Annotated in this window: 20 protein-coding genes and 1 tRNA gene; 11 read left to right on the top strand and 10 right to left on the bottom strand. The window is 45.2% G+C overall.

Annotated elements, in window-relative coordinates; genetic code table 11:
- The first annotated feature begins 30 nt into the window (after positions 1 to 30).
- Both EP13_RS06715 and EP13_RS06710 read left to right on the top strand, forming a co-directional pair.
- Positions 31 to 1104, top strand: a complete 1074-nt coding sequence (locus EP13_RS06715; protein ID WP_044056632.1) for an efflux RND transporter periplasmic adaptor subunit — start codon at positions 31 to 33, stop codon at positions 1102 to 1104.
- A 3-nt stretch (positions 1105 to 1107) separates the two neighbouring features.
- Positions 1108 to 4149, top strand: coding sequence for an efflux RND transporter permease subunit (locus EP13_RS06710; RefSeq protein ID WP_044056631.1), 3042 nt, complete (start codon positions 1108 to 1110; stop codon positions 4147 to 4149).
- 25 nt (positions 4150 to 4174) lie between these two features.
- On the opposite strand, the gene EP13_RS06705 is transcribed toward EP13_RS06710, so the two are convergent.
- Both EP13_RS06705 and EP13_RS06700 read right to left on the bottom strand, forming a co-directional pair.
- Complete coding sequence (locus EP13_RS06705; protein WP_044056630.1) at positions 4175 to 4597, bottom strand: CBS domain-containing protein; 423 nt, start codon at positions 4595 to 4597, stop codon at positions 4175 to 4177.
- A gap of 164 nt (positions 4598 to 4761) precedes the next feature.
- Positions 4762 to 5751 (bottom strand): zinc-dependent alcohol dehydrogenase family protein, encoded by a 990-nt coding sequence (locus tag EP13_RS06700; RefSeq protein WP_044056629.1) that lies wholly within the window; start codon positions 5749 to 5751, stop codon positions 4762 to 4764.
- Between the two features lie 108 nt (positions 5752 to 5859).
- On the opposite strand from EP13_RS06700, the gene EP13_RS06695 reads away from it, so the two are divergent.
- Positions 5860 to 6765 (top strand): LysR family transcriptional regulator, encoded by a 906-nt coding sequence (locus EP13_RS06695; RefSeq protein WP_044056628.1) that lies wholly within the window; start codon positions 5860 to 5862, stop codon positions 6763 to 6765.
- Positions 6766 to 6863: 98 nt separating this feature from the next.
- On the opposite strand, the gene EP13_RS06690 is transcribed toward EP13_RS06695, so the two are convergent.
- From EP13_RS06690 to EP13_RS06675, 4 genes are all read right to left on the bottom strand, one after another.
- Positions 6864 to 7424, bottom strand: coding sequence for a cytochrome b (locus EP13_RS06690; RefSeq protein WP_044056627.1), 561 nt, complete (start codon positions 7422 to 7424; stop codon positions 6864 to 6866).
- A gap of 225 nt (positions 7425 to 7649) precedes the next feature.
- Positions 7650 to 9716 (bottom strand): catalase, encoded by a 2067-nt coding sequence (locus EP13_RS06685; RefSeq protein WP_044056626.1) that lies wholly within the window; start codon positions 9714 to 9716, stop codon positions 7650 to 7652.
- 292 nt (positions 9717 to 10008) lie between these two features.
- Positions 10009 to 10851 carry an SDR family NAD(P)-dependent oxidoreductase gene (locus EP13_RS06680; RefSeq protein ID WP_044056625.1) on the bottom strand — a complete coding sequence of 281 codons (843 nt, stop codon included), beginning with the start codon at positions 10849 to 10851 and terminating at the stop codon, positions 10009 to 10011.
- On the bottom strand, positions 10848 to 11864 hold the full coding sequence (locus EP13_RS06675; RefSeq protein WP_052364313.1) for an LLM class oxidoreductase: 1017 nt from the start codon (positions 11862 to 11864) through the stop codon (positions 10848 to 10850). The genes EP13_RS06680 and EP13_RS06675 overlap by 4 nt, the downstream gene beginning before the upstream one ends.
- 304 nt (positions 11865 to 12168) lie before the next feature.
- Between EP13_RS06675 and asd the strand changes: the two genes are divergently transcribed.
- The 5 genes from asd to EP13_RS06650 all read left to right on the top strand — a co-directional run bounded on the left by asd (position 12169) and on the right by EP13_RS06650 (position 22085).
- Positions 12169 to 13290: an aspartate-semialdehyde dehydrogenase gene (gene asd, locus EP13_RS06670; RefSeq protein ID WP_044056624.1), complete on the top strand. Its 1122-nt coding sequence runs from the start codon at positions 12169 to 12171 to the stop codon at positions 13288 to 13290.
- Positions 13291 to 13376: 86 nt separating this feature from the next.
- On the top strand, positions 13377 to 15116 hold the full coding sequence (locus tag EP13_RS06665) for a COG3904 family protein (protein WP_044056623.1): 1740 nt from the start codon (positions 13377 to 13379) through the stop codon (positions 15114 to 15116).
- A 195-nt stretch (positions 15117 to 15311) separates the two neighbouring features.
- The gene (locus tag EP13_RS06660; protein ID WP_231497934.1) at positions 15312 to 17846 is read left to right on the top strand and encodes an ATP-binding protein; all 2535 of its coding nucleotides are present in this window, start codon (positions 15312 to 15314) and stop codon (positions 17844 to 17846) included.
- 151 nt (positions 17847 to 17997) lie between these two features.
- The gene (locus tag EP13_RS06655; RefSeq protein ID WP_044056622.1) at positions 17998 to 20883 is read left to right on the top strand and encodes a M16 family metallopeptidase; all 2886 of its coding nucleotides are present in this window, start codon (positions 17998 to 18000) and stop codon (positions 20881 to 20883) included.
- A 143-nt stretch (positions 20884 to 21026) separates the two neighbouring features.
- Positions 21027 to 22085: a patatin-like phospholipase family protein gene (locus EP13_RS06650; protein ID WP_081869461.1), complete on the top strand. Its 1059-nt coding sequence runs from the start codon at positions 21027 to 21029 to the stop codon at positions 22083 to 22085.
- A gap of 58 nt (positions 22086 to 22143) precedes the next feature.
- Here EP13_RS06650 and EP13_RS06645 read toward each other — a convergent pair whose 3' ends face one another.
- Positions 22144 to 22794 (bottom strand): HAD family hydrolase, encoded by a 651-nt coding sequence (locus tag EP13_RS06645; RefSeq protein WP_044056621.1) that lies wholly within the window; start codon positions 22792 to 22794, stop codon positions 22144 to 22146.
- Positions 22795 to 22989: 195 nt separating this feature from the next.
- Here EP13_RS06645 and EP13_RS06640 point away from each other — a divergent pair, with 195 nt between their 5' ends.
- Both EP13_RS06640 and EP13_RS06635 read left to right on the top strand, forming a co-directional pair.
- A complete protein-coding gene (locus EP13_RS06640) occupies positions 22990 to 23226 on the top strand; it encodes a hypothetical protein (RefSeq protein ID WP_044056620.1) in 237 nt (78 codons plus the stop codon).
- A 46-nt stretch (positions 23227 to 23272) separates the two neighbouring features.
- Complete coding sequence (locus tag EP13_RS06635) at positions 23273 to 23704, top strand: hypothetical protein (RefSeq protein WP_156026736.1); 432 nt, start codon at positions 23273 to 23275, stop codon at positions 23702 to 23704.
- A gap of 123 nt (positions 23705 to 23827) precedes the next feature.
- Here EP13_RS06635 and EP13_RS06630 read toward each other — a convergent pair whose 3' ends face one another.
- A complete protein-coding gene (locus tag EP13_RS06630) occupies positions 23828 to 24325 on the bottom strand; it encodes a M48 metallopeptidase family protein (protein ID WP_044056618.1) in 498 nt (165 codons plus the stop codon).
- Positions 24326 to 24623: 298 nt separating this feature from the next.
- Between EP13_RS06630 and EP13_RS06625 the strand changes: the two genes are divergently transcribed.
- Positions 24624 to 25052 (top strand): ferritin-like domain-containing protein, encoded by a 429-nt coding sequence (locus EP13_RS06625; RefSeq protein WP_044056617.1) that lies wholly within the window; start codon positions 24624 to 24626, stop codon positions 25050 to 25052.
- Positions 25053 to 25179: 127 nt separating this feature from the next.
- Here the strand turns inward: EP13_RS06625 and EP13_RS06620 are convergent, their stop codons facing one another.
- Together EP13_RS06620 and EP13_RS06615 are read right to left on the bottom strand one after the other, a co-directional pair.
- Positions 25180 to 26082: an SDR family oxidoreductase gene (locus EP13_RS06620; RefSeq protein WP_044056616.1), complete on the bottom strand. Its 903-nt coding sequence runs from the start codon at positions 26080 to 26082 to the stop codon at positions 25180 to 25182.
- A 371-nt stretch (positions 26083 to 26453) separates the two neighbouring features.
- Positions 26454 to 26543: transfer RNA gene (locus tag EP13_RS06615), tRNA-Ser, on the bottom strand.
- Positions 26544 to 26552 lie beyond the last annotated feature (9 nt).

Genomic DNA, 26552 nt, shown 5'->3' with positions numbered 1-26552 from the left:
GGTTCACCTCTGCTACGGATTACCATTATTATGCCTTTTTTGCGCCACCGACATATTTTAGCACTGGCCACTCTGACAGTGTTTTCACTTTCCGCCTGCACTTCCGAGCAAGAAGTAGAAGATAAAATAGAAGCGCCACGCTTCGTTAAGTTGGCAAAAGTGAGCCATGCGCCTGCATTTGACGAATTTACCTTCCCCGCCGTTGTGTCAGCAGTGAAAACGGTGGATTTAAGTTTTGAGGTGTCTGGACGCCTTGTACAAATGGACTTGGTGACAGGTAGCGACATTAAAAAAGGAAAACTGCTGGCGACCATCGACAGACAACCTTTTGAGCGCCGCGTAGATGAGCAACGCACGCGTTTAGCACAATCGAAGCGAGAATTAGATCGTATCGAGAAAATGTTTTCGCAAAGCTTGGTATCGCAAAGCGCATTAGATTCAGCGAAAACCTCTTACGAGTTGGCGGTTATCGATCTTAAAAATGCAGAGCAAGATCTCAGTTATACCCGTTTGTATGCCCCTTTCGACGCTAAAGTGTCTCAGCGCTTGGTGGAAAACAACAGTTTTGTTGCTGCCGGCACGCCGATAGCCCGCCTGCAAGATGTTTCAAAAATTTACTTTAATATCAATGTGTCAGAACGGTTACTTACTGCCAACCTCGGCAGAGGCATTAAGCAAGCCAGTGCCACCTTAGCCACCGACACAAGTCAGTGGTACCCCATTAATTACGTAGAACACAGTACGCAGCCAGACCCTGTTTCCCAAACGTACGAAGTGGTATTTTCCATGGAGCCTCGTAACGATCTCCCGCTGACCCCAGGGGCTCGTGCGGTGGTGAAAGTGAGTTTAGAAGGCACGCCTTATCCCGACAGCCTGGTGGTTCCGGTAAAATCTTTGGTAGAGGATGAAGCAAATCAGTTTGGCGTTTGGGTGTACGACGAAAAGACAGGAACAGTCAGTAAAACCCCTGTAACGGTAAACCATATTGAAGATGCCTTGGCGGTGATAAGCAGCGACTTATCGGCAGGTCAAAGTGTGGTGGCAGCTGGCGCATCACAAATGCGAAATAACATGAAAGTTCGACCTTACGAGGGAGAGCTGTAATTTATGGATATCGCACGTTATTCTATTGATAAGCCAGTAAATATTTGGCTTATGGTGGTCATATTATTGCTTGGCGGTTTAATCGCTATGGCGAATATCGGTCGGCTTGAAGACCCTGCTTTTACCATTAAGCAAGTCAAAGTATACACATCTTACCCTGGCGCGGGCGCTGAAAAAGTGGAGCGGGAGATTACCGAACCATTAGAAATTGCTATTCAGCAAATGTCGCAATTAAAAAAGCTAAATTCCGTTTCTTCTCCCGGCCTATCTGAAATTACCGTTGAGGTTGAAAGTAACTTCGACAGTCATGAACTGCCCCAAATTTGGGACGAATTACGCAAGCGACTGAGAGATGCCTCTAGCGCGCTACCCACAGGCGCACAAGACCCTGTGGTGTACGATGATTTTGGCGATGTATATGGGCTGTATTACGCGCTCAGCGCGCCAGATTTTAGTACGCGGGAACTTCGTGAGTTTGCGCGTATTATCCGCCGTGAACTACTCACCACAGAGGGCGTCGCAAAGGTCACGGTAACCGGGGTACAAACTGAACAAATTGTTGCCTATATCGACCCTTATCAACTAGCCGGGCTTGGCATTTCCTTTCCTGATTTAACCTCACTTTTTGCCGATAACTTACGCCCCTTTAACGGCGGTCGAGTTAAAGTCGACGAAAAAAATGTACGTTTAATCGTTGAGCGAGCGCCCGACAAACTTGAAGAAATTTCAAATTTATCGTTGGTGATCCCGGGGACAAACCGCTCAATTCGCGTGGCCGATGTGGCAACCTTAAAACTTGAGCCTGCAGATATTCAACCTGTGTATATCCGTTACAACGGAGAAGACGCGCTCACTTTAGCGGTGTCGGCGTTAAACGACGTCAATATTGTGGATGTTGGAAATCAGGTGAATGCCAAGGTTGAGCACCTTTTGAAAACCCTACCCGTGGGTATCACTCTTACGCCGATTTACGATCAAGCCTCTGTGGTGGATGAATCGGTAGATGGATTTATTAGTAACCTCGTAATGTCGGTGGTGGTGGTTACGCTAACACTGTGCCTATTTATGGGCTGGCGCTCTGGTGTAGTGGTAGGCATGGTGCTACTGGTCACGGTTATGGGCACGATTTTAATCATGTGGTTAATGAATATTCAGCTACAGCGGATTTCACTAGGTGCTATGGTCATTGCCATGGGTATGCTTGTGGACAATGCCATTGTAGTGGCTGAAGGCATGATGATTCGAATGGCCACCGGCGGAACCGCAAAGTCGGCAGCAAGCTTTATTGTAAAGCGAACACAGTGGCCATTGTTGGGAGCCACCGTTATTGGTATCGCCGCGTTTTCTGGCATAGGCTTGTCTGATGATGCCACGGGTGAATTCCTCTATTCATTGTTTGCCGTGGTCATGGTGTCACTCTTAATGAGTTGGGTGCTAGCCGTAACGCTGGTGCCGGTTTTAGGCGCCTACTTCTATCGTAAAGGCATGCAACAGGTTGGCGACGATAAACCTACCACCATGCAACGCTGGTTTACGGGCGTACTAACACAAGCACTAAGGCTTCGCTGGGTAACCATTGCCGTACTCACTCTAATTACCGTGGTGGCCTATGGTAGCTTCGGTATGGTTAAGCAAGGTTTCTTCCCGCCTTCCAATGCTCCTATTTTCTTCGTTCACTACTGGGGGCCGCAAGATAGAGATATTCGCGCCACAGAAGCGAAGGCGAAGTTGGCAGAGCAACGGCTGCTCAACCAAGAGAATGTCACCGCAGTAACCACGTTTATAGGGCAAGGTGCAGATAGATTTACGCTAACCTATGCTCCCAAAAGTGCCAACGAAAACTATGGCTTCTTTATGGTACGCGTCAATGCGTTAGAAAACGTTGCTGGGGTTGTGTCCAATTTACAAAATGCGCTCAATGATATTGATTTAGACGCCAACTTCTACTTTGAACGCATGCAGTTTGGTCCAGGCTCTGGCGCGAAATTAGAAGCGCGTTTCTCTGGTCCTGATACCGAAGTATTACGCGAACTCGCTGAGCAAACGAAAGGCCTGATGATGGCCGATGGCGCGATTAAAGACATACGTCACAATTGGCGTGAAAAAGGGGTGGCGATTAACACCCATTATGACAATTACAACGCAGGGATTGCGGGGGTGTCACACTCTGACTTCAGCCAAACAGTACAATACGCCAGTAACGGTTTATCCCTGGGTACCGTACAAGATGGCGACTATGCCTACAGCATTGTCGCAAAAATGGCTCAACCTGATGATGCTGATTTACAAGCCATTAGAGAAAGCCAGGTTTGGTCGTCTCAACAGCGACAATATGTTCCTTTCGCGCAGGTGTCTAGCGGGCTAGAAGTGATTACCGAGGAGTTACGTATACACCGTAAAGACAGAGTAAGAACAATTACAGTGGAAGCTGAACCCGGCGACAATGAGACCGCTGCAAAAGCCTTTGCGCGAATTCGCCCCGTTATTGAAGACATCGAGTTACCACCCGGCTATTCGCTGGAATGGGGAGGAGAATTTGAAAGTTCTTCAGATGCGCAAAAAGCATTGGGCGCAGGATTACCCGCAGGCTTCTTAGTCATGTTCATTATTTCTGTGTTGTTGTTTGGTCACGCTCGTCAACCACTCATCATTTGGCTGGTGGTGCCCATGGCCATTGTGGGTGTGGTTGCAGGGTTACTCGCCACAGATATGCCATTTGGCTTTATGTCATTGCTCGGCTTCTTAAGCCTGTTCGGCATGTTAATTAAAAATGCCATAGTACTCATTGAAGAAATTGACCTTCAAATTGAAGAAGGGCGAGAAATTCGTAAGGCAATTGTGGAAGCAACGCTCAGTCGTTTGCGGCCGGTTTCCCTTGCGGCTGTTACCACCATTTTGGGTATGGCGCCATTACTCTTCGATGCGTTTTTCGCCGATATGGCTGTAACCATCATGGGCGGCCTGACGTTTGCCACAATACTCACGCTAATTGCGGTACCCGTGCTATATAGCATATTGTTTAAGGTAAGTTACCGAAAGGCCTAAAAGAAGAATGACGAACCGCGGTGTGTTAGGCTTTTTTCGCCTGCACCCGCTGTTCCATAAATGCCATAACATCCCGCCAAGACACCATTCCTACTGGCTGCTTTTCGGCATTAACAACAGGAATACAAGATATTTTGTGATTGTTGAACAGATGAATCGCATCCACTATTTTATGCTGTGGCGACAAGGTGATGACTTCACGCGTCATGATTTGATGCGCCCTTCTATCTAACGTAGCTCTATCTCTTTGCTTTTCGCTGATAGTATCTACAAACGGGCTGATATTTTTAAGCAGATCACGGTCTGAAATAATGCCTTCAACACGGTTGTTTTGCACCACTAATAAATGGTGAAACCCCGTAGCATCGAACAGCTCCCTTAGCGATTGAATACTATCGTCTAAGTGAACACTCACCACGCGGGTAGACATAATTTCAGCTAAGCTCATGAAGCTTCCTTTTGCTTTAAGCACCTAAATAAATGATTCATGCGTGTGACCGCGTATTAAAATTAGCAAGAATCGTCTTCACACGCAAAAATGCCTGCTTACCATTAAGTAAGCAGGCGAAGGGCGCGTTGGCCAACAAGGGCTGCGCGACGGGAAAGAAACCGTTATGGTACGCTAATAACAACCTTACCCATTACCTGACCGCTAGCGAGGCGGTCGTGGGCTTGGCTCGCTTCTGACAATGAAAATGCTTGACTATCAAGCACGGGTGCTAATTTCCCTGCATCTGCCATCTGGGCAAGTGTAGTGAGTATTTCGCCGTGGGCACTGCGGTTATGGTTATGAATCATTGGAATAAGCATGAAGATAACATGCAAACTTAATCCACTGAAATGAACCGGGGATAAGTCCGTCTCTAGCAAGGAAACCGTGGTAGATACTTGGCCATTTAACTTTGCGGCAGCAAAAGAGTTTTGTAAGTTCGGCCCACCCACGGTGTCGTATACCACATCAAAGCCTTTACCTTGTGTATGGGCTTGTACGTAGTCTGACACTTCTTCATTTCGGTAATCGATATACGTGGCGCCTAATTTTTCAATAAGCGCCGCCTGTGCCTCAGAACCTCCAGTGGCATAAACATTTGCACCGAAAGACCGCGCTATTTGAATCGCGAGATGCCCAACGCCACCCGCGCCACCATGCACCAGCACTGATTGCCCTTCTGATGCCTGTGCTCTGGTTAAACCTTCGTAGGCTGTAATCCCTACTAAAGGAATGGCGGCCGCTTCACGCATAGAAAGAGACGTAGGCTTGTGAGCAATAAGCTGTGCATCTGCTAGCATGTATTCTGCCATCGCGCCCTGCAAGTCACCAAGGCCACCGGCGCAACCGTATACTTCATCGCCAACCTTAAAGCGTGTTACGCCTTCTCCAACTTGGTCAATAACACCGGCGAAATCCATGCCCAGCACACCTGGTAAAGCAGGTGCAAAAGGTAAGTCTGTGCCCATTTGTCGAATCATCATATCTATTGTATTAACACTAGTGGCTGCAACCTTTACCACTACATGCCCAGGCTTAACATTCGGTTTTTCAAGTTCTGCGGATGTAAATACGTCTGTGCCGCCAAAATCTTCAATAATTGTCGCTTTCATAGGGTTCGCCTCGTTGAAGTAAGTTCAGGTACTATCATAGACACTAGCCAGCCACATGATAATTAGGGTATAAACACATTCTGTTTATAGGTTTTATTGATAATTGACATGAATATCGACCATCTCAAGTTATTTGCTCGCATTGCTAACACCCACAACATTAGTGTGGCGGGTCGTGAGCTGAATATTTCTCCCGCCGTTGCTAGCGCGCATATCAACAAATTAGAAGAGACATTGGGCGTGCGACTTATCCATAGAACCACCCGCAAGGTTTCATTAACCGACGAAGGAAAGGTCTTCCTGCCCCACGCGGAAGAGGTGCTTACCAGCATTGAAGTTGCGCAGGCGGCGGTGGGTGTGGGGGCAGATACACCACAGGGTACCTTAAGGGTGACCGCGCCGGCATCTTTTGGACGTATGCATTTAGTCCCCGCCATGGACGAGTTTTTATCGCGCTACCCCGACTTAAATATAGATTTTCGGTTTAGCGACAGTATTTTAGATGTGGTTGAAGGCGGTTTTGATGTCGCCATTCGAAATGCTGAACTTAAAGACTCGAATCTGCACGCCAGAAAACTGGCCGAGGATAAACGGGTAATTGCAGCCTCACCTGATTATATCAAAAAATACGGCGAGCCTAGCAGTATTCACGAACTTAAAAATCATGCTGCGGTCAATTTAACGGGGCTTGAAACCTGGGAATTTAAAACGCCCCAAGGCGTAGTAGGCATTAAGCCGAAGAACCGTTTGAGAATGGACAATGGAGAAGCGGTTCGAGACGCATGTATTGCGGGAAACGGGCTAACATTAACCGCCACCTGGTGCAGTTACCCTTACCTGAAAGATGGGCGATTAATTCAGGTGCTAAAAGATACCCCTTTAGCCTCCCAAAGTGCGCTTTGGGCAGTCTATCCTAGTAATCGTCTACTTGCGCCTAAAGTACGCTTGTTTATCGACTTTCTTATTGAGCGATTTAAAGGCACACCTTATTGGGATAAGGCACTTCTTGACTGAAGTGGGGAGACATTAAGGGGTATCAATAGAACTGGATGAAGCCCCATTTTACCCCTTACTTACCCTTTCATACATTGGATAAATTTATCACACGCTGGCTAAATTTGCTTACCTAGCATGCGCTTTAACGTACCGTCTTTGTCCACCAAGTGATGTTTAAGCGCACCGGCAATATGCAGCACTAACGCTGCAATAAGGGTATAACCTAAATAAAAGTGAATAGCCGAACCTAGCTTAGACAGCGCGTAGTTTATGGGTAAGGTTTTCTCAGGATCTTCGACACTAAAATTAGGCGCAAAAATTTCCAAACCAAATACGTCCAACCCATGGCCGCCAAGCACGGACCCCATTAATCCGGAAATGGGCATAAGTAAGGTACTTACAATCAATACCCAGTGCACCACCGTCGCCAAAGTGTGCTCCCAACTGGCATATTGACCTGCCGGTGTAGGCCAACCATTTTTCATACGCCAGACTACACGTGCTAATGCCACGAACAGCAAAATAAAGCCCGTTGCTTTATGAATAGGGAATAGCGAATACACGCCCTCTTCGGCCATATAAATGCCGGTTGCGAGCATACCTATTATGGTTAACCCAACCACCCAATGAAGTAGAAGCGTCACGGGTGAAAACTTTGTTGCTGAATCGTACTGCATGTATCCCTCTGATTATTAACAACCTAAAACAGGAGTAAATAGTATAGCCTTTTAACCAATGAGGTGAGCAATAAGTTTTCGTCACTGACATCTTTACGCATTCTATACTGAATTACGTCAGTTGATTGCTGCTCTACTCATACTAAAAGGAGCGCACAAAAAGTGCGCTCCTTGTCTCACTGATGGCAGTAAACCCTAGCTAATAAGGGTTTACTGGCGGATGACTCATCGTTGCCAGAAACGAATATTACGCAATGAACCGACAAACTCATCAGCGCTGACGTTTTCAAGATTAATAAAGCCATCGTCCATTTTACTCTCAAGCCCTGTGGCTTTAATTAATGGCAGCGCCGACTGGGTGTAGCCAATGAACTTGTTATGGGCAAAAGCGTCCGAAACGAAATCTTTTGCTTCAGGCTTTTCAGCAAGCATATTGGCACCCTTTTCAGAGACGAGCAGAAGGACGGCGTCATAAAGTACCGATGGGCCACCATCCACTTTTTGCTGCGCGTCAACCTTCTTACCTTTATCACAGGTGACACCACCAATTTGCGGCGCCACAACTTCATACATGGCACCTTCACTGTCTAATGCCGCGGTGACATTTTCCAAAATACTGCCGTCTAAATCGTCACTGACTAAGATACCTAATTTTCTGCCTTTAAAGGTTTGAGGCGCATTTTTTAAAATACTTAACGCATCAGAAGCTGGTAGGTCGTCACGGGTAGACATCGCTGCTTCAGCAGGTTCGGGCATTTCAGCTAAGCCAAGGGCTTCGGCAACGCCTTCTGCCAGTGATTTGTCCACATTTAACAAGTGGGACACCATACGCTCACGAATAGGCAAATGCTCGACTTTCGACAACTCGAATGCGAAAGCATCACGCATATGCATTTGCTCCGTCTCCGTTTGACTAATGTAGAACTGGCGCGCCTGGCTATAGTGATCAGCAAAGGTTTCTGAACGATGACGTACCTTTTCACCCATAACCTCTTCATGATGAGATTTAAAACCGTGTTCAGGGCACGCTCGAGGGTTATTTTCATCCCCTGCCCAAGAGTTGGGCTCGTAATTCGCTCGCCCCTTTGGATTATGCATAGCCATGTGACCATCTTGCTGGAAATGTCGCATAGGGCATTTAGGCGCATTAATAGGCAAGTGCGTAAAGTTAGTACTACCTAAGCGCTTAAGTTGGGTGTCCAGGTAAGAAAAATTCCGCCCCTGCAGTAATGGGTCGTTAGTAAAATCAATGCCTGGCACTATATTTTGGGTACAAAATGCCACTTGCTCCGTTTCTGCAAAGAAATTATCTACCACCTTGTTAAGTACCATTTTACCCACGATTTTTACGGGGACTTGCTCTTCGGGTATCAGTTTGGTGGCATCAAGCACATCAAACTCAAAGTTATCTGCAAATTCTTGATCGAATACCTGCATGCCCAATTCCCACTCAGGGAAATCACCTGCAAGAATAGCATTCCACAAATCTCGGCGGTGAAAATCAGGATCTGCACCGTTTATTTTCAGTGCCTCATTCCACACTACCGATTGTAAACCTTGTTTTGGCTTCCAATGAAACTTCACGTACTTCATTTCGCCTTTGGCATTGATTAACTTAAAGGTGTGCACACCGAATCCTTCCATAAAGCGGAAAGAACGTGGGATAGCGCGGTCTGACATTGCCCACATCAACATATGCGTTGACTCTGGGCTTAGGCTGCAGAAATCCCAAAAATTGTCGTGAGCGGTTTGTGCCTGCGGGAAGCCGCGGTCAGGTTCTTGTTTGGCTGAATGAATAAGGTCGGGAAATTTGATGGCGTCTTGAATAAAGAAAACCGGGATATTATTACCGACAAGATCCCAATTACCTTCTTGCGTATAAAATTTTACCGCAAAGCCTCGCACGTCACGGGCTAAATCTGGTGAACCTTGGTTACCTGCTACCGTGGAGAATCGTGTAAATACCGGTGTTTTTTTACCTTTGGTTTGGAAAATATCAGCACAAGTAATGTCAGACAGTGACTCGTAGGTTTCGAAATAGCCATGTGCCCCATAACCTCTGGCATGCACTACCCGTTCAGGAATTCTTTCATGGTCGAAATGAAAGATCTTTTCTCGCATAACGTGATCTTCCATCGTTGTGGGACCTCGAGTGCCCGCCTTCAATGAATTTTGATCGTCGTGAACCGGGCATCCTTGCGCCGTCGTCATTGTAGGGTAGTCATCTCCCGCCTTTTGATGAAGCTCGCCGCCTTGTCCTTTATTTCCATTGTACTTAAATGATTCAGCCATGATAAATCCTTGTTGGTCAAAAATAGAACACACATAACGCAATGAATGAATGTTATGTTTGCAACATATCAGCAAGGACAATTCCACATTAAAAAACCATTTAAATCATTAACTTATTCAAGTGTAAAGATTGTATGAATAGCAGAATTACAATATAACGGAAAATTTTACAGTCGGAGATTTTATCAAGGTTAGTCGATAAGAACAGACAGGATAAGAGGACCTTCGGAAAAAACGCGTGCCTGTGCACGCCCTTTTCCCTACAAATAAGCAACAACAATCACACTCTGTGTTAAGTGGCTTCCACGTAGTGTTTATCTAACACGGCGTGAAGACTCGATATCAATGCAGCCTGATTTTCTTTGCTTCGTCCAAACACGTGAGGCGCAGCGAACCGACCCGCATCATTATCAAAATAAGCGCCTTTTACCTTGGCAAAATCATCGTGCAATGCGGCTTTGACAAATATTTCAGCGCCCTCTTTAAGGTTGCCACCTGCAATGCCGTACGCTTCTTTTACCATTTTACTGCCTAGTAAGGATTTAGGGTTCACGCTAATAAAGCTAGGCCCAGTTTCACTGTATTTTTCACCTAAAAATTGGGTGAACATGGTAAGGGCTAGCTTACTTTGGGCATAAGCTAAACCATCGCTTAAGCTTGGCGGTGCGCCCACAAGGTTAACGTCTACTGGCGCTTGAGCAGCCGACGATACATTAATCACACGCCCATCTTCAGGCATTAAAGAGAGAAGCTCAGTGGAAAGCACATAAGGAGACAGCGTATTCACCATGAAACGTACATCTAACCCCTCACCTGTGGTGGGGTTTGACGTGACAAATACCCCAGCGTTATTGATAATAACATCTAGCTGCGACACACTACTTTTTATCTCATTAACGAGTCCCCGCAAGTCGGCGAAGCGACTTAAATCCGCACACAGCGTTGACACATTTAATGAACCCAGCTGGCCTTCTTGTTCGGGCTTAGCATACTCATCCATTAGCATCTGCTTCACCTTGTGTAGCTTGTCAGCACTTCGACCATGCAACAGAATATGGTGCCCTTTTTGTGCAAGCATCTTGGCAGTTTCAAGGCCTATACCATCGGTTGCCCCTGTGATTAAAATTGTTTTCATGCGTTTGCTCCTTGGCAACTGGTTAATGCCTGGCCTGACTCAGTGTGAATAGTAAAATGAGGCAACACAACTTCGGCGAGTTTCGCCAGTGTGTCCTCAACGTTTGCTCGATTAAACCTTAAGTTAAACGCCACATGATTTACGCCACAGGCCTCCAGTGATTTAAGATAAGAAAGAAGGGCGTTCACGCCACATCTCACACCTAAATGTATAGGTGAAATGGGGGCGTCATCCTGTGCTTCTATGTCAATGTACAAAGGTTGCATTACAGGCTTATTGTAACGACACACCTCACTCACTCGGCTTCTGAAGCTTTCAATAACGTGCCCTTGAATTTTGGGGCTTCGCGGGTAAGTAATTAAGCCATCTAGATGTTTGGCTCCCCAATTCGGAGTTTGCTGAGACCCACCGGTAATTAACATGGGAAATCCCCCTTTTGTGGGCTTCGGTAGAAGATCTAGCGAACCATCGAGTTTACCAAAGCTATTCTCAATCTGTCCGACCCCTTTTAACGCCAGACGAATATATTCAATGCTGTCGCGAAAGCGCTCGCCCCTGTCGTCGAAACCCCGATTAATTGCAGGATATTCTTCTGGCCTGTCGCCAGAGGCAACGCCTAGTAACAAGCGTCCGTCACTTAACACATCAACGCTTGCTGCGGCTTTCGCTACCTGTGCAGCGTGGCGCTGGGGCAAGACTAATGAGGCAACCCCCAACGCAATGTCTTTACTGGCAACGGACAACGCACCGAGATAAACAAAGGGGTCAAATACCTGCCCTGCATCCCCAAATGAAGGCACATTAAATAACACGTCTCGCAACCAAACGGCTTTAAACCCTAGTTGTTCTGCCAACTGCACCCTTTCAATGTGCTCTTGCATGGTAGGCACTGGCCCATACGGATAAGACTCAATAGGCACAACTAAGCCTAATGTCATCGCGTTTTCATTAAATGTAGTAGAAAACCCACGATTAAATGCAGCGAACCCTGTTGTGTTTGTAGATGAAGTCATAGGCAAGAGAAACCATGTTTGTTGTCAAAGAACCAATGCCAGCAGTTTATCAACACACTAAATGGAACATAATAAGACGTATTAAAGAAGCAGTTTCAACGAATACTTTATAATCCAAGCAACTTTCACATTCACTTATATCCTCAAAGGAATATTTATAAAAAGCGTCTAGCCAGCGTATTAATTTATTTATAGACTGCATGCATAAAAATAATGCGACAGGCATAGCGTTGGTGCGCTTTTTTTGATTCTCAGGTTTGCACCAACATACATAGGTTTACGTTGAAAGAAGGTTTCTAAGTTAATGTCTCAACAAAAAGTAGGTTTAGTGGGCTGGCGCGGTATGGTTGGCTCTGTGTTAATGCAACGAATGCAAGAAGAGCAAGATTTTGCCCACATTGAACCCACATTTTTCACCACCTCGCAAAAAGGGTTACCTGCACCTGATATTGCCGGAGCCCAGGCAGGTGTATTAGAAGACGCCTTTGATATTGCAGCACTTAGTCAGCAAGATATTATTATTACCTGTCAAGGTGGTGACTACACTAAAGCCGTTTACGCAAAACTGCGTGATGCTGGTTGGAAGGGCTATTGGATTGATGCAGCGTCGGCACTGCGCATGGCTGATGATGCGATTATTGTCCTTGACCCTGTTAACGGTAACGAAATTAAGCATGGCATAGAACAAGGTGTGCGCACTTTTGTTGGAGGCAATTGCACGGTTTCACTTATGCTTATGGCGCTAGGTGGCTTATTTGAAAAAGACTTGGTTGAATGGGCGTCACCCATGACCTACCAAGCGGCTTCTGGCTCAGGTGCTAAGCATATGCGTGAACTCATCAGCCAAATGGGTGCCATTCACTCAGCTGTAAAAGATAAAGTCGATGACCCTGCCACGGCGATATTGGATATAGACCAGCAAGTTGCCGAATTTATTCGCAGCGACGACTACCCAAGCGATCAGTTTGGCGTTCCTTTAGCCGGCAGTCTTATTCCGTATATTGATACCCAGTTACCTTCTGGGCAAAGTCGTGAGGAATGGAAGGCACAGGCGGAAGCAAACAAAATTTTAGGCGTAACTGAGAGCCCCGTACCTATCGACGGTATTTGTGTGCGTGTAGGCGCCATGCGTTGTCATAGTCAGGCCATTACCTTGAAATTAAAGCAAGACCTTTCGGTTGAAGAAATTGAAACCTTACTTGCTGAACACAACGAATGGGTGAAAGTCATACCTAACGATAGAAATGCCACCATGGAAGAGCTAACGCCAGCGAAAGTCACGGGGACCTTGTCCATTCCCGTAGGGCGTATTCGTAAATTAACGATGGGCCCGGAATACATTTCTGCCTTTACCGTTGGCGATCAGCTGTTATGGGGTGCTGCCGAGCCTCTTCGCCGGATGCTACGCATTATACTTGGTAAATAGTTGTTCTTATAAAGGCTCCAGTTGGAGCCTTTTTCATGTTTTCGCGTGCGGTAAATAGCGTATATAAATAAGGATGTTTTCCAAACATGGAGCCCAACTACGAAAAATATAGCCTTGATGAACTGTACGATGCCCTATCACACATAGATAAAGCCGCCTATCCTGAGCGCGAGAAACGGATTCAAGACAATATTAAAAAGCGACAGCAAAGCGCATATTCGCAGCAGTTACACACCTCTATTGAACCACACGTTATCACCCCCTCCCCCTATCAAGATGAGAAGCAAGCGTCAAACTGGATTGCCAAATATTGGAAGGGACAGTTTTCGTTACCGATAAGCTATTGGCTGGTGGGTATTGCTATCAACCTTTTCATTTTAGCCTTTGGCGCATTGGTAGAAAATAGAATAGAACACGCAAACAGCCGGTTAAGCTTGGGTGTATTTATGCTATCACTTTACGCCGTGATACTGCCGTTAATCACGTGGCAAACCGTGGGCATTTATCGCTCAGCTAACAGGCATCCATACCGCGGCGGCTCTATGTTGTGGGCGAATGTAGCCAAAGCCATAATCATCATCAGCACTATTGGTTATATCATCAATATATCGACAACGGGTATCCCCGTTCTCAAAGAGTCATATTCCCTCATCACCCAACATCAAGAATACCCAGAACTTCATTTCAGGTTACTTAATAATGAAACTGAGCTTGAGTTATACGGGGGCATTGAGGTAGGCAGTGAAAAGCAACTTGAAGCACAATTAGATGCCCACCCTAATATTAAGCTTCTGCACTTGCACAGCATTGGGGGGCGTATGCTAGGTGCAATAAGGCTTGCGGGTATTGTTAAACAACGAAAACTTGATACCTACGTTAAAGAACGCTGTTCATCCGCCTGTACCGTAGTTTACTTAGCAGGTGTGAACCGCCTCATTGGCGAAAATGGCGAGTTGGCCTTTCACGCTGCTGGTATAGGTGGCACTTCTACCCACAACAACGAAGCCCTTAGCAGTTCGCTTAAAACACAATATATCAATGCTGGCGTACCCCAATGGTTTTTAGAAAAAGTGTTGGCAACACCGAATGAAGATTTATGGATCCCTGACCATAACGACTTACGTAAAGCGAAAATCATTACCCAAGTTGTGAACAGTGCAGAGTATGGATTTAGTGGCTTTGGCAGCGACGAAAACATTTCAGAAGAAGCGATAGAGCAAGGGCTGCTTACCCACAGCTACATGAAAGCCATGAAAAAATTTGACTCTGAGACTTACGAAAAAGTCATTGCTATTAATAGGCAAGTAATGAGAGAAGGCGGCACAATGAATAGGGTGTCTGTTGCCATTAATCAACTTCTACAAACGCGCATTAATCATTACCTTGCTCACGCAAGTGACGAAGCGGTGTTGTACTACTGGCAGACTATCATTGCACAAATGGTAGCCTTACGTACTCACTCCCCTCTTGCCTGTGCCTCGTTTGCCTTTCCCAGCGACATTCCATTGCAACACCACTATGGAAACGAAGGCACCCTACCTTCGGCGCTTATAGAACAAGAACTCGACGCAATGGCTGATTTAATAGGGAGCTTCTCTCCTAAACCTGCGCTGTTAAGTGATGAAGACAAACAAAATTACATTAACCGGGTGGTGAAAAATATGAAGCAAGAAAATGCAGACTATTTTGAGGTTATTCAAGCGCCTGCTGATTATTTGGCAGATCCTGAAATATTGTGCTTAGCGTCGATTTCATTAAACAAGCATTTTGTGGCGTTTAAGCCAGAAGTGAGCAGCGCTCTGCTAAGAACCATTAATACGCTCTAGGTTAAGTTAACGTTTTGCGCTATGGTAAGCGCAATGAGTGTATAGGTTATTCGTTATATAAGACGTATAATCAAACGTAAGCAAAAACATTGCTGGCGTACGAACACAGAAACACCCGTGTTATTAAGCTTTTCATATGGCCTAGTGAGACATCAACGTTAACTTAACGCTTTATATAATAAGAATCATGAGCGCATGACTATGTATCGGGTTTTACTATTTACACTGACAATATCATTCTATTTTTGTGCACTACCTATCCAGGCTAACGCCTCAGATAAAACCAATGTACACGCTGAACTCGCGCAATTTGAGGCTCGATTATCGAATGAGCGCCCAATGCCCATTGGGGAAATTACCGAAACCCTCGAGGCAAAGCTAAATGCCAGTGATTATTCTCTAGAGGAAAAACGCCACCTCGGAGCACTGTATACCGCATTAAAATTACGTTTACATCACACCCCTTCAAAACCCATTTATGATTTACTTTCCAGCCTAGCGGATAACTCCCCCTCGGGCATGAAAATTAAACTCGGTTTGGCTCGAATAGATGGGATTAATGCCAAATACGACAGTGCTTATACCTACTTTGGGGAATTAATTAACGCCGATTTTAATGACAAAGAAACCAAAGCGTACGCCCTTGCTTATCTCATTTTAACTTACAATGAGGCACAAGTTTTTGCCTCCAGCGCGGAGTTGCTTAATACCTTAGAAGAGCTAAGTCGAGAACTTGCCTCGCCAAAACTTACCGCGCTTTATTATTATATGCTGGCTGATTACAACCATTCTATTCAATCTTATGACATTGCCTATAACTACTACAAAAAATCGCTGGCACTTGCGCAAGAGCATCACTTTTGGGTGTTGATCAGCGATAATTTGTACGTTATTGGCATTCTTTTTAGAAACCAAGGCCAGTACGAAAAAGCCATTAGTTACTTCGAAAAAACCATCGAAAACGACAAGAACATAGACATGAGTTACTCAGAGTACCTCGCTTTGTACGGCATGGCGTCTACCTACTTTAGAACTGACGATATCGACAAAGCACTCGCCATGGCAGATAAAGTGACCTCCCACCCACTAACGGCCTCATTTTACGACAGCGAGATATACCGACTTAAAGCAAAGGCATTATTGAAAGTAGACCGATTAAAAGAAGCCAGAGAAGCCCTTGATATGTCTCGGGCTATGTACAACGATTATCGCACCGATGAGAAAACAACATGGCGTGCCGATTTAGAAAAGTTAGCCGCTGAAATCACCGCTAAAGAAGGTGATTTTCAAACGGCTTATTATGAATACATTCAGTTTCACAACGACTACGTTGAAGCCAAAAAGTATGAAGAGCTAGAATTACTGGAAAGTGCCGATTTAATTAACCAAATTGCGCAGCAAAAAGAACGCGCACTGCAATTGGAAGCTCAAAACCAAGCCTACTTGTCGATGCTTGAAGCCAAAGAAGCCGCACAGCAAACCCAAAAGCTCTATACCCGCTGGCTCATTGTTTTTGTGGTATTAACCCTGCTGACGTTAGCGACCATATTGGTGCTTTTCAAAAAAGCCAAACAAAGCAATGCACTCACCGCATTAGCCAAAGAAAAGGCAGAGCTTCATAATCGCTTAAAAACCGAATTCATTTCAAACATAAGCCATGAAATTCGTACCCCGTTAAATGCCATCATTGGGTTTGGTCAGGTCTTAACCGAAAAACTTCAAGATAAAGACACGAAAAAACTCACCAACCAAATTGTTAATTCATCTGAGATGCTGCTTCAATTGATTAACGATTTGCTCGATTTTTCAAAAATTGAAGCGGGCAAATTGGCATTAGATTACGGCCCCTATAACCTACGGCATAGCTTGAAAAAACTCGCTGACATTTTTCATGCTCAGGCTGCGAACAAAGGGTTAGCGATTGTTTTCAATATTGACAAAGCGTTACCTAAACAACTGATTTACGATGAACTACGCGTTAAACAGGTGCTTGCTAATTTAATTAGCAACGCAATAAAGTTTTCAACCCAGGGCCATATTGAAATTGGCGTACACGTTATTAGGTTAACTGAGCAAGACTGCACGTTGGAAATTTGGGTTAAGGACCAGGGTATAGGCATTAGCGAAACACAAAAGGAAAACCTGTTTCAGCCGTTTATACAAGCAGAAAGCTCTACCGCCAGAAAATATGGCGGTTCAGGGCTAGGACTGAATATAAGCAACAAACTGTTGCAACTCATGAATTCACAAATAGCCGTTGAAAGTGATATTGGAAAGGGCTCGCGCTTCTCTTTCACTCTTACCTTACTTACAGCGAATCAACACACACCTTTACCTGTGGATAAGCCTGCTCCTGTTCTCGAATTTTCGAAAACCCACGTATTATTAGCTGAAGATAACGATATTAACGTTGAAGTTATCCAGGCTATGTTAGCGGCAACCAACTTACAAATAACCCGTGTAAAAGATGGCAACCAAGCTATTCATGCCTTCGCCGACAAGGGGTTTGACATTATTTTGATGGATATTCAAATGCCCGAAATGGATGGTTACGAGGCTACACGGGTTTTACGACAACAAATGGGCGTTACGCACCCGATAGTGGCGTTAACCGCCAATGCCATGCAACAAGACATAGACGCGTGTTTTAGTGCAGGTATGGATGCCCACATAAGCAAACCTATCCAAAAAGAAAATTTAATGACCGTGCTACAGCGCTTTTTGCAATAACCACAGCCCGTGTATGTGAGCATTTCCCTCTCTATTTTACACTTTGTAACAAACCTCTATGCGGCTATAGACCAAAGTGCAACATTGCAACTAGGCATCTTTATTCCTCGCTGTTATATTGAACAATAGGGACAATCTAATAAAGACAACAATGACGACATCTTCGCTATTAAAATTTTCAACCTTACTGATAGGCGCAAGCTTACTCGGTGCTTGCACAAAACCTGAACAACCATCCGCGAACAACTCTACAGAACAGTCCGCACAAGAATTTGTTCTAAATTATGAAAAGATTACCCTTGATAACGGGTTAGAAGTGGTTTTGCACCAAGACAAATCAGACCCGGTAACGGCCGTGGCGCTCACGTTTCATGTTGGTTCTGCTCGGGAAATAGAAGGGCGCACAGGCTTTGCGCATTTATTCGAACATTTGCTGTTTTTAGAATCAGAAAACTTGGGTAAAGGTGGCTTAGATAAAATGAGCTCACGCATTGGCGGTTCTGGCGCTAACGGCTCTACGAGTAGAGACCGTACCAACTACTTCCAAACCGTGCCAAACGACGCGTTAGAAAAAATGATTTGGGCTGAAGCAGACAAGCTCGGCTTTTTCATCAATACCGTGACAGACGCTGTTTTATCGAAAGAAAAGCAAGTGGTCAAAAATGAAAAACGCCAAAGTTATGACAACCGCCCTTATGGCCATGCAAATTATGTTGTTGATAAAAACTTGTACCCGGAGGATCACCCCTATAACTGGCAAGTCATAGGCTCGTTAGAAGACTTACAAAATGCCACACTTCAAGATGTGAAAGACTTTTATAAAAAGTGGTATGTGCCGAACAATGCGACCTTAGTTATCGCAGGCGACTTTGACGCAGAACAAGCGAAAGCCTGGGTACATAAGTATTTTGATGAGATTCCCCGCGGTGAGGAAATCAAGCCACTTGTCGACAAGCCCGCGGTGCTTACCGACAGCAAGCTTCGTATGTACGAGGACAACTTCGCGCAACTGCCTGAATTACGAATGGTTTGGCCAGGCGTCGACCTTTTTCATAATGACGCCTATGCGTTGGATGTTCTTAGCCAGTATCTTTCTGAGGGTAAAGTAGCGCCATTAAACAAAATATTAATAGATGATAAAGCCCTTACCTCCAATATTTCCATGTACAGCAGTAACTCTGAAATTGCTGGCGAAATTTCCATTATTACGCGCGCCTATCCAGGTACTGATCTTGATGACGTAAAGCTGGCCATTGAAGAGGCATTCACTGAATTTGAAGAAAACGGCATCAGTGATGAAGACTTAGCCCGTATCAAAGCCGGTATAGAAGCTTCGTTTTACAATCGCTTATCTAGCGTGTTAGGAAAGGCCTTCCACTTAGCACAGTATAATATCTTTGCAGACGACCCAGGCTACGTGAACGAAGAAATTAAGAAGTTTCTTGCAGTGAGCAAAGACGACGTTATGCGTGTTTACCGCCAGTATATTAAAGACAAGGCATTTGTCTCTACTAGCTTTGTTCCCAAAGGACAGGGTGAACTTGCTTTAGAGGGGGCTTCGCCGGCGAACGTGGTAGAAGAAGCGATTGTTGCAAATGCAGAGGGGGAAACCTTTGAACTGCCCGCAGACACAGAGTATGTCAAAACCCCGTCAAGTTTTGACCGCAGTATAGAGCCAGCGTATGGTGAAACGCCCACCCCACCTGTTCCTGAAGTATGGCACACCGAGTTAAGTAACGGGTTAACCTTGTATGGCATTGAAAATGACGAACTGCCACTGGTGGAATTTACGCTGCAGATTGACGGTGGCTTAAGTGCGGAAAGCATGGAAACCGCCGGTGTGGCTAACTTGCTTGCCATGGTGCTAGAAAAAGGTACTGCGACAAAAACCCCTGAAGAGTTAGAAAGCGCACTGGCTATGTTGGGCGCGAGTATTGATATTTCAGCCAATCGTGAATCTATTGTGGTTTACGGCAATACCTTGTCTAAAAACTACCAATCTACGCTTGCACTCGTCAAAGAAATGTTGCTTTCCCCTAGATGGGACGAAAAAGAGTTTACGCTGGCAAAGCAAAGCACGCTAAGCACCATAGCCCAACAAAAAGCTAACCCTAACAATATAGCGGATAACGCATTTGCAGCCTTGCTCTATGGTAAAGATCATATCTTCTCTTTGAACCCAATGGGTAATGAAAGCACGTTATCGAACATTACCATGGACGACCTTAAAGCCTATTACGCTAAATATATTGCTCCAAACCTTACCCACGTCCATGTTGTGGGCGCAGTATCTTCAGAAACGGTGATAGAGACAATGAAAGGTTGGGTAGAAGGCTGGCCTAAGAAAGCCGTAAGCCTACCTGAGCTTAAGGTCGCTAATACCCCTGAAACATCCAAAGTGTACTTTTATGATGTGCCTGGCGCGAAACAATCGGTGCTGCGTTTTGGCTACCTCGCCATGGCCGAAACCGACGAAGACTTCTACCCTGCCACAGTAATGAACTACAAATTGGGAGGCGGTGGTTTTGCGTCACGTTTGACCCAGTCGTTACGCGAAGGTAAAGGTTACACTTACGGTATTCGCTCGGCGTTTAGTGGTTCGGATATCCCTGGCCCCTTTATCATTGGAAGTAGCGTACGCACCAACGTCACCTTCGAGTCTGCGGCCCTAGTAAAAGACATTTTGACGCTCTACCCTGACACCTTCAGTGAAGAAGATTTAGTCAATACGAAAAGTTTCTTCCTGAAAAGTGCAGCCAGACAGTTTGAAACTGCCAATGCGAAGTTGTCACTACTACAGAAAATGAGCCGCTATGGTTGGCAGGCAGATATTGTTCAAACCCGCCAAAATATTGTACAAGACATAACTATAGAAGACATTCAGCAGTTAGCGACCACTTACGCAAACCCTGACAAGATGATTTGGTTAGTGGTTGGCGATGCTAAAACACAGCTTCCCAGGCTAGCAAAACTGGGCTTCGGCGAGCCTATCCTCTTGAATGCAGATAACGCTAGCATGTCGTCCTCAAAAGAATAGAAACCCTTCTGACAAACAGCGGAAAGTCCACTTTCCGCTGTTTGCATTTCCCTATCACACCGATTCATTCTTTCAATTTTTCCCACTATTCACTGCTCTATATACTTGTCGTATTCACATGAACGTTCGATGAGGCAAAATTCGTGCAGTTAACATCTACGTCTACAAGGCAGCTTTCAACACAGATAGCCGCCAATGAAAATACAGTCAAAACCGCGCTCATTGCAGAAGGGGGTGGTCAGCGCGGTATTTTCACAGCAGGCGTATTAGATGCATGGTTGTCTCATCAATACGACCCTTTTGACATACTTATAGGTACATCGGCCGGTTCTCAAAACCTAACCAGCTTTTTGTCACGTCAGAAAGGCTACGCTAAACGCCTTATTCGCGGCTTGTCTCGCCACAAGCGCTTTTTCCACGTGGGAAGAAGCCTACTAGGCAGACACATTGTTGACTTAGATTGGTACTTCGACAAAACCAAAGAAGCTAACCGACGGTTAGATTTTGCCACTGCTGAAGACAATGCCAAACAAAGAGAAGTACTGTTTACCGCAACCAATGCGCGTAATCGAAAAGCCTACTATTTCAACCCACTAGCCAAGGCAAACCATTGGTTAGAGGTGATAAAGGCCTCCAGTGCCCTTCCCTATTTATATAAGCAAGGTGTGCCCCTAGTGACCGAAGGGTGTTCAGACACGCAAAAACCGAATACTGACTTTTATTTAGACGGTGGGTTAGCGGCGCCTTTGCCGGTGACTGAAGCGTACAAGCGCGGCGCGCGCAAGATTGTCGTTATACGTACGGTGGATGAGAAATTTCAAGCGCAATCAGCATGGTTAGCAAAAGTGAGCGCCCTAGTGTGCGTCTCTGGCCACTGCCCTAAAACCATCGATTTTTTACTGCAGCATGAGCAGGCATACCAACGAGAATTGGCGTTCTTGGCTAACCCACCTAAAGACGTGGAGATCGTTCAAATTTTCGCGCCAGAAAAGTTGCAAAGCAAACTACTTGGCAGCACCGATGGCGATTTACGCTTCGATTACAATTTAGGCGTCAAAGCAGGATTAAGCTACCTTAATCAGTATACAAAACCGCTATCTCAAAAGCGCACTGCGTCGTCTACGGATGAATTAACCGCCATGGTGAGTAGCAGGGCCACGGCGCGCGCCCAGCAGCAGAACAACCAAGCGCTAGCACAGTAGCCAATAGATGAAGTGACGCTGACAGTAGCGGATTTAGGTTCATTTAACAGCCAATTTTTTATGACTGTCCAATTTCTTGGTTAAACCAGTCGAGTAAACAGGCATATTGTGCGCGAGCGGCAGAAAAGTCGTGGTGGGACGATAAAGGGGTAGGAATAGCCACACACGCCACTCCGGCCGCTACCGCTGACGCTACACCAAAACCGGTATCTTCAACGGCCACAGCCTCGTTTGCGCTAAGATCCATGAGGCGAAGCGCCTTAAGGTAGCAATCTGGCGCCGGCTTTCCTGTCGCTACATCATCCGAAGATACAACGCATTCTACCCACTTTGATAGCCCATAGTCTTTGAGCGTGCGCTCTACTGAAGCCCTGGCCCCGCCGGTAACGATAGCGACCCGTATGCCCTGCTGATAACACTGCCACAGCACCTCTTTTGCGCCGGGCATAAGCGGGAACGCTTGTGTGCTTAAATAATCTAAAGTCAGGGCTCTACGACCTTCAAACAGCGCTTGTGGCGTAAGGGGTAAATTGAATGCTTTGATAATGTCAGGGGCATTTTCACGCACCGATACACCAGCCATTTGTTCATTGTAATAATCGCTGGTTATGCTGACGCCGTAGTGTGATAAAAAGCGTTGCCACAAATCAAAATGGATGGCTTCAGAATTAATTAACGTCCCATCATGGTCGAACAGCACGGCCTTCATAAAAATTGCCCTTATTTAGCGATAACATTAAGAGTTCATAAGTGAATTTTGTCCACAGAGTAGCATTTTTCTAGTATAAATATTAAACCAGAAGCGCTATTCTAATCTCAGTATGTGGGCCGCAAATTCAATTCCGGTGTCCACCGATGCAAGCACGCTTTTTATGGACGAGACAGTGGGTAACAGGAACAACCAATGCCAATAAAAAAATGGGCCGCTCAATACGGTATCGCCTTTCCAATTATTTTCGTTTTATTGGCTGGAGTTCAGTACTTAAAAGGCCAAACTCTCGGTTACTCTGTGGAATTCGGTGTCATTTGGACAGTCATTTCACTCTCCATTTTTGCCGCACGCCGTGCATATAATTTTCGCAAAAACATTGCCTGCCAAGTATGTAACGATATTCCCAACCAAAACGAAAACCAACCCTAATCGAAGGGATGGGACTTTGTACATCCCCCTAAAAACAAGGACACTTATGATGAGAATTCGAGTTTTAGCATTGCTGTTGCTGAGTTTTAGTCACTCCTCATTCGCTTTTGAGGATGAAATAGAAACGTTTTTTTCGCTGTATGAAGCAGGGAAATTTAATGAAGCCGTAGACGCCATTTATTCCACCAACAAGTGGATGGACCAAAAGTCTGATGATATACACAATGTAAAAATACAACTTCAGAATTTAAATAGCTTAGTGGGTGATTACCACGGCAAAGTTAAGTTAGGCGAGCACGAGGTGGCCGACAGGCTAGTATATGTAAGCTATATGGTGCTTTATGAACGACAACCAGTGAGACTAGAGTTTATGTTCTATCGCCCCGTGAATGACTGGATCATTTATTCGTTCTCGTTCGATGATGAAATAGACGGCGAACTTGTCACTGCGGGAAGAGAGAAGATTGTAGGCTTTTAAAAATAAGCCAAATGACTTCGCCACCACGTAAAAAAGGGGTCAGAGTACATTTCTAAACGCACCAACGTTTAATCGAAAAAGTACTCTGACCCCATTATTTTTGCCCCGGTTATCGCTAAACAATTACGTGTATGGATTTTCGTCCATTGCGACGGCAACACAAAACAATCGTAAATCCAACTCTAGTTGATGGTAATTAGGCTCCATGTAGCAGCAAAGTTGGTAAAACGCTTTGTTGTGGTCCTTTTCTTTAAAATGCGCCAGTTCATGTACCACAAGCGCTTTTAATAATGGCTCTGGGGCGTGAAGTAAATCGCTGTTAATGGCTAAATCGTGCTTACGAGTTTTGCCATGCATACGATAGGTATGCGTACCCAACGCGTTGGTTATCATATCCCCCTGCTTTTTAAATGCAGCGCGCCCAAACGGGGGCGCATTCTTTAAATACTGTTTTTTCAAGTCGGTGGCGTAACGATAAAGCAGCTTATCAGTCGTCACATTATGCGCATTCGGGTATTTTTTAACGAGGTAATTATTTAGCTTTTTATCCGCAATAAGCTGAAGCGCTTGTTCAACAAGGTTCGAAGGGTAGCCATTAAAATACCGCGCATATTCATTCACTTTCTATTCTCCTTTATAAAGAGAATTATAAAGTAATTAAGAAAAACAAGCAGCGAAACCTTTTCATTTAATGGGGTCAGAGTACATTTTGAGGCCATTGAATTAATGGGGTCAGAGTACATTTCTAAACGCACCAACGTTTAATCGAAAAAGTACTCTGACCCCATTTTTTTATGCTTTACTTGGTGTTAGCAGACAGCGTCAGCCCACTGGCCAATGCTTGAATATAAAAAATAGTTAATCTCTTTGTGAATTTGCTCGTACAAATTATTTTAATTGGCATGTCAAGGAGAACATCATGTCTTCAACTTCAAAAGTGTTGTCGGAACTATGTCATTTAGATTTTGATGCCTTAGCGGCCTATGAGGCCTCGCTCGAGCGAATTGAGGATCCTACTTTGAAGGAAACCATCGCTACATTTAGAGACGATCACAAGTCTCACATCGACGCGCTTAACAATATGTTGACGCAACGGGGTGAAGATAAGGTAACTGACGCAGATTTTAAGAAAGTACTGACTAAAGGGAAAGTTGTCATTGCAGGCCTTATTAACGACAAAGCTGTCTTAAAAGCCATGGTAGTTAATGAAGAGGTAACGACAAAAGCCTATGAAAAGGCATTAGATCACGAAGACTTCTCTGTTGCAGAACGCGTCATAATCGAAAGACACTGGGCTGATGAGAAGCGCCATAAGCAATGGTTTTCTGATGCAGCAGAGCGACAATAGCAATAGTGTTAACTGGGACTGCCTCTGTTTCCATGCAATAGAGTCGTAGTTCGACAATGCAAATCAGAAAAAAGGGCGATATTCATCGCCCTTTTTTTAATTCTCGTTTATCAACTAGAGTCGTAGGCTAAGGGAGGTGTTTGCCCCCTGTAACCCCTAAGATTTCTGCAGTGACATAACTAGATTCTTGTGAAGCCAAATACACGTATGCAGGCGCGAGTTCTGCAGGCTGCCCAACGCGACCTATTGGCGTGTTTTCACCGAAATTGGGGAGTTTGCCTGGCGCTTGTCCACCGCTTTGCTGAATGGGTGTCCATATGGGACCTGGCGCAACGCCATTAACCCTAATGCCCTTTTCAATCAGCATTTTCGCGCAGGATTTCGTGAATGAGGTAATGGCCCCTTTGGTTGAAGCGTAGTCTAGTAAGCCTGGGGATGGTTGATAGCTTTGAATCGACGTGGAATTGATGATACTGCCACCGGGAGGCATATATTTCGCAGCAGCTTTAGTGATCCAAAACATAGCAAATACATTGGTTTCGAATGTGGTTCTAAACTGCTCTGTGGTTAAGTTTTCGATATCTTCCACAAACTGTTGTTTACCGGCATTGTTCACAACAATATCTAACCCATCTAAGAAGCCCTTCGCTTCATCAACCAGAGAAACACAAAAGTCTTCTTCTTTGATATCGCCGGCGATACCTTTCGCGCTAACACCCGCTTCTTTCAATATTTCTAATGTCGACTCCCCGTCCACTTTTTCAGAAGGAAGGTAATTAATCACGACATCTGCGCCTTCTCGGGCAAAGGCTATAGCCACTGCACGTCCAATGCCTGAATCACCGCCAGTCACCAGCGCTTTGCGTCCTTTCAGTCGCTCACTCCCACGATATGTGGTTTCTCCGTGATCTGCCGATGGGTCTAATTTTTTATCCAAAGCGGGGTCAGGTTGGTCACTGTTATAGTGGGTATGCTCGCTATCGTACTGAGTACGTGGATCGGTCATCGTGTATTGGTCTTGCTTCGACATAATTGCTCCTCCTTAATGAAATACACGTCATCATTTGTATCACTCACCTTCTCAGCCTGCATGACTCATGCCGAAGGGTAGAAAAGAACAACCGTTTAACTAGGCACACTATAAATGGCAAGATATTGTAATTAGCTGTTGAAAAATAAAGAAAAGTAAGAAAGGAGATGGGTAGATTTACGTTTAAAATCTAGCAGCATTGACCCCAATATTTCTGTGCTCAGTAAAACCTACTTATTATGGAAATAATATACACGGAAAACGTGTGTAGCAATGAAGGCGGAGCATGAAAAAGTAATCGCCACATGACATATAGTGAGTATATTTATTACGAGCACAAAAAAACCGGCGCAAAGCCGGTTCTTCGAATTTGGCGGAGAGAGAGGGATTCGAACCCTCGTTAGGTTTAACCCTAAACACACTTTCCAGGCGTGCGCCTTCAGCCACTCAGCCACCTCTCCAAATTGTCT

Source organism: Alteromonas australica, assembly GCF_000730385.1.
Lineage (GTDB): Bacteria > Pseudomonadota > Gammaproteobacteria > Enterobacterales > Alteromonadaceae > Alteromonas > Alteromonas australica.
Note: the sequence above shows the minus strand (reverse complement) of the source record. Positions and strands in the feature narration are given on the sequence as shown.

Excerpts from the sequence above, each read along its gene's own strand:
- EP13_RS06625 (WP_044056617.1), top strand. The coding sequence starts at position 24,624 with ATGTCTTCAACTTCAAAAGTGTTGTCGGAACTATGTCATTTAGATTTT.
- EP13_RS06620 (WP_044056616.1), bottom strand. The coding sequence starts at position 26,082 with ATGTCGAAGCAAGACCAATACACGATGACCGATCCACGTACTCAGTAC.
- EP13_RS06665 (WP_044056623.1), top strand. The coding sequence starts at position 13,377 with ATGGAGCCCAACTACGAAAAATATAGCCTTGATGAACTGTACGATGCC.
- EP13_RS06685 (WP_044056626.1), bottom strand. The coding sequence starts at position 9,716 with ATGGCTGAATCATTTAAGTACAATGGAAATAAAGGACAAGGCGGCGAG.
- EP13_RS06705 (WP_044056630.1), bottom strand. The coding sequence starts at position 4,597 with ATGAGCTTAGCTGAAATTATGTCTACCCGCGTGGTGAGTGTTCACTTA.
- asd (WP_044056624.1), top strand. The coding sequence starts at position 12,169 with ATGTCTCAACAAAAAGTAGGTTTAGTGGGCTGGCGCGGTATGGTTGGC.
- EP13_RS06655 (WP_044056622.1), top strand. The coding sequence starts at position 17,998 with ATGACGACATCTTCGCTATTAAAATTTTCAACCTTACTGATAGGCGCA.
- EP13_RS06635 (WP_156026736.1), top strand. The coding sequence starts at position 23,273 with ATGATGAGAATTCGAGTTTTAGCATTGCTGTTGCTGAGTTTTAGTCAC.
- EP13_RS06660 (WP_231497934.1), top strand. The coding sequence starts at position 15,312 with ATGACTATGTATCGGGTTTTACTATTTACACTGACAATATCATTCTAT.
- EP13_RS06695 (WP_044056628.1), top strand. The coding sequence starts at position 5,860 with ATGAATATCGACCATCTCAAGTTATTTGCTCGCATTGCTAACACCCAC.
- EP13_RS06690 (WP_044056627.1), bottom strand. The coding sequence starts at position 7,424 with ATGCAGTACGATTCAGCAACAAAGTTTTCACCCGTGACGCTTCTACTT.
- EP13_RS06640 (WP_044056620.1), top strand. The coding sequence starts at position 22,990 with ATGCCAATAAAAAAATGGGCCGCTCAATACGGTATCGCCTTTCCAATT.
- EP13_RS06645 (WP_044056621.1), bottom strand. The coding sequence starts at position 22,794 with ATGAAGGCCGTGCTGTTCGACCATGATGGGACGTTAATTAATTCTGAA.
- EP13_RS06715 (WP_044056632.1), top strand. The coding sequence starts at position 31 with ATGCCTTTTTTGCGCCACCGACATATTTTAGCACTGGCCACTCTGACA.
- EP13_RS06680 (WP_044056625.1), bottom strand. The coding sequence starts at position 10,851 with ATGAAAACAATTTTAATCACAGGGGCAACCGATGGTATAGGCCTTGAA.
- EP13_RS06675 (WP_052364313.1), bottom strand. The coding sequence starts at position 11,864 with ATGACTTCATCTACAAACACAACAGGGTTCGCTGCATTTAATCGTGGG.
- EP13_RS06700 (WP_044056629.1), bottom strand. The coding sequence starts at position 5,751 with ATGAAAGCGACAATTATTGAAGATTTTGGCGGCACAGACGTATTTACA.
- EP13_RS06710 (WP_044056631.1), top strand. The coding sequence starts at position 1,108 with ATGGATATCGCACGTTATTCTATTGATAAGCCAGTAAATATTTGGCTT.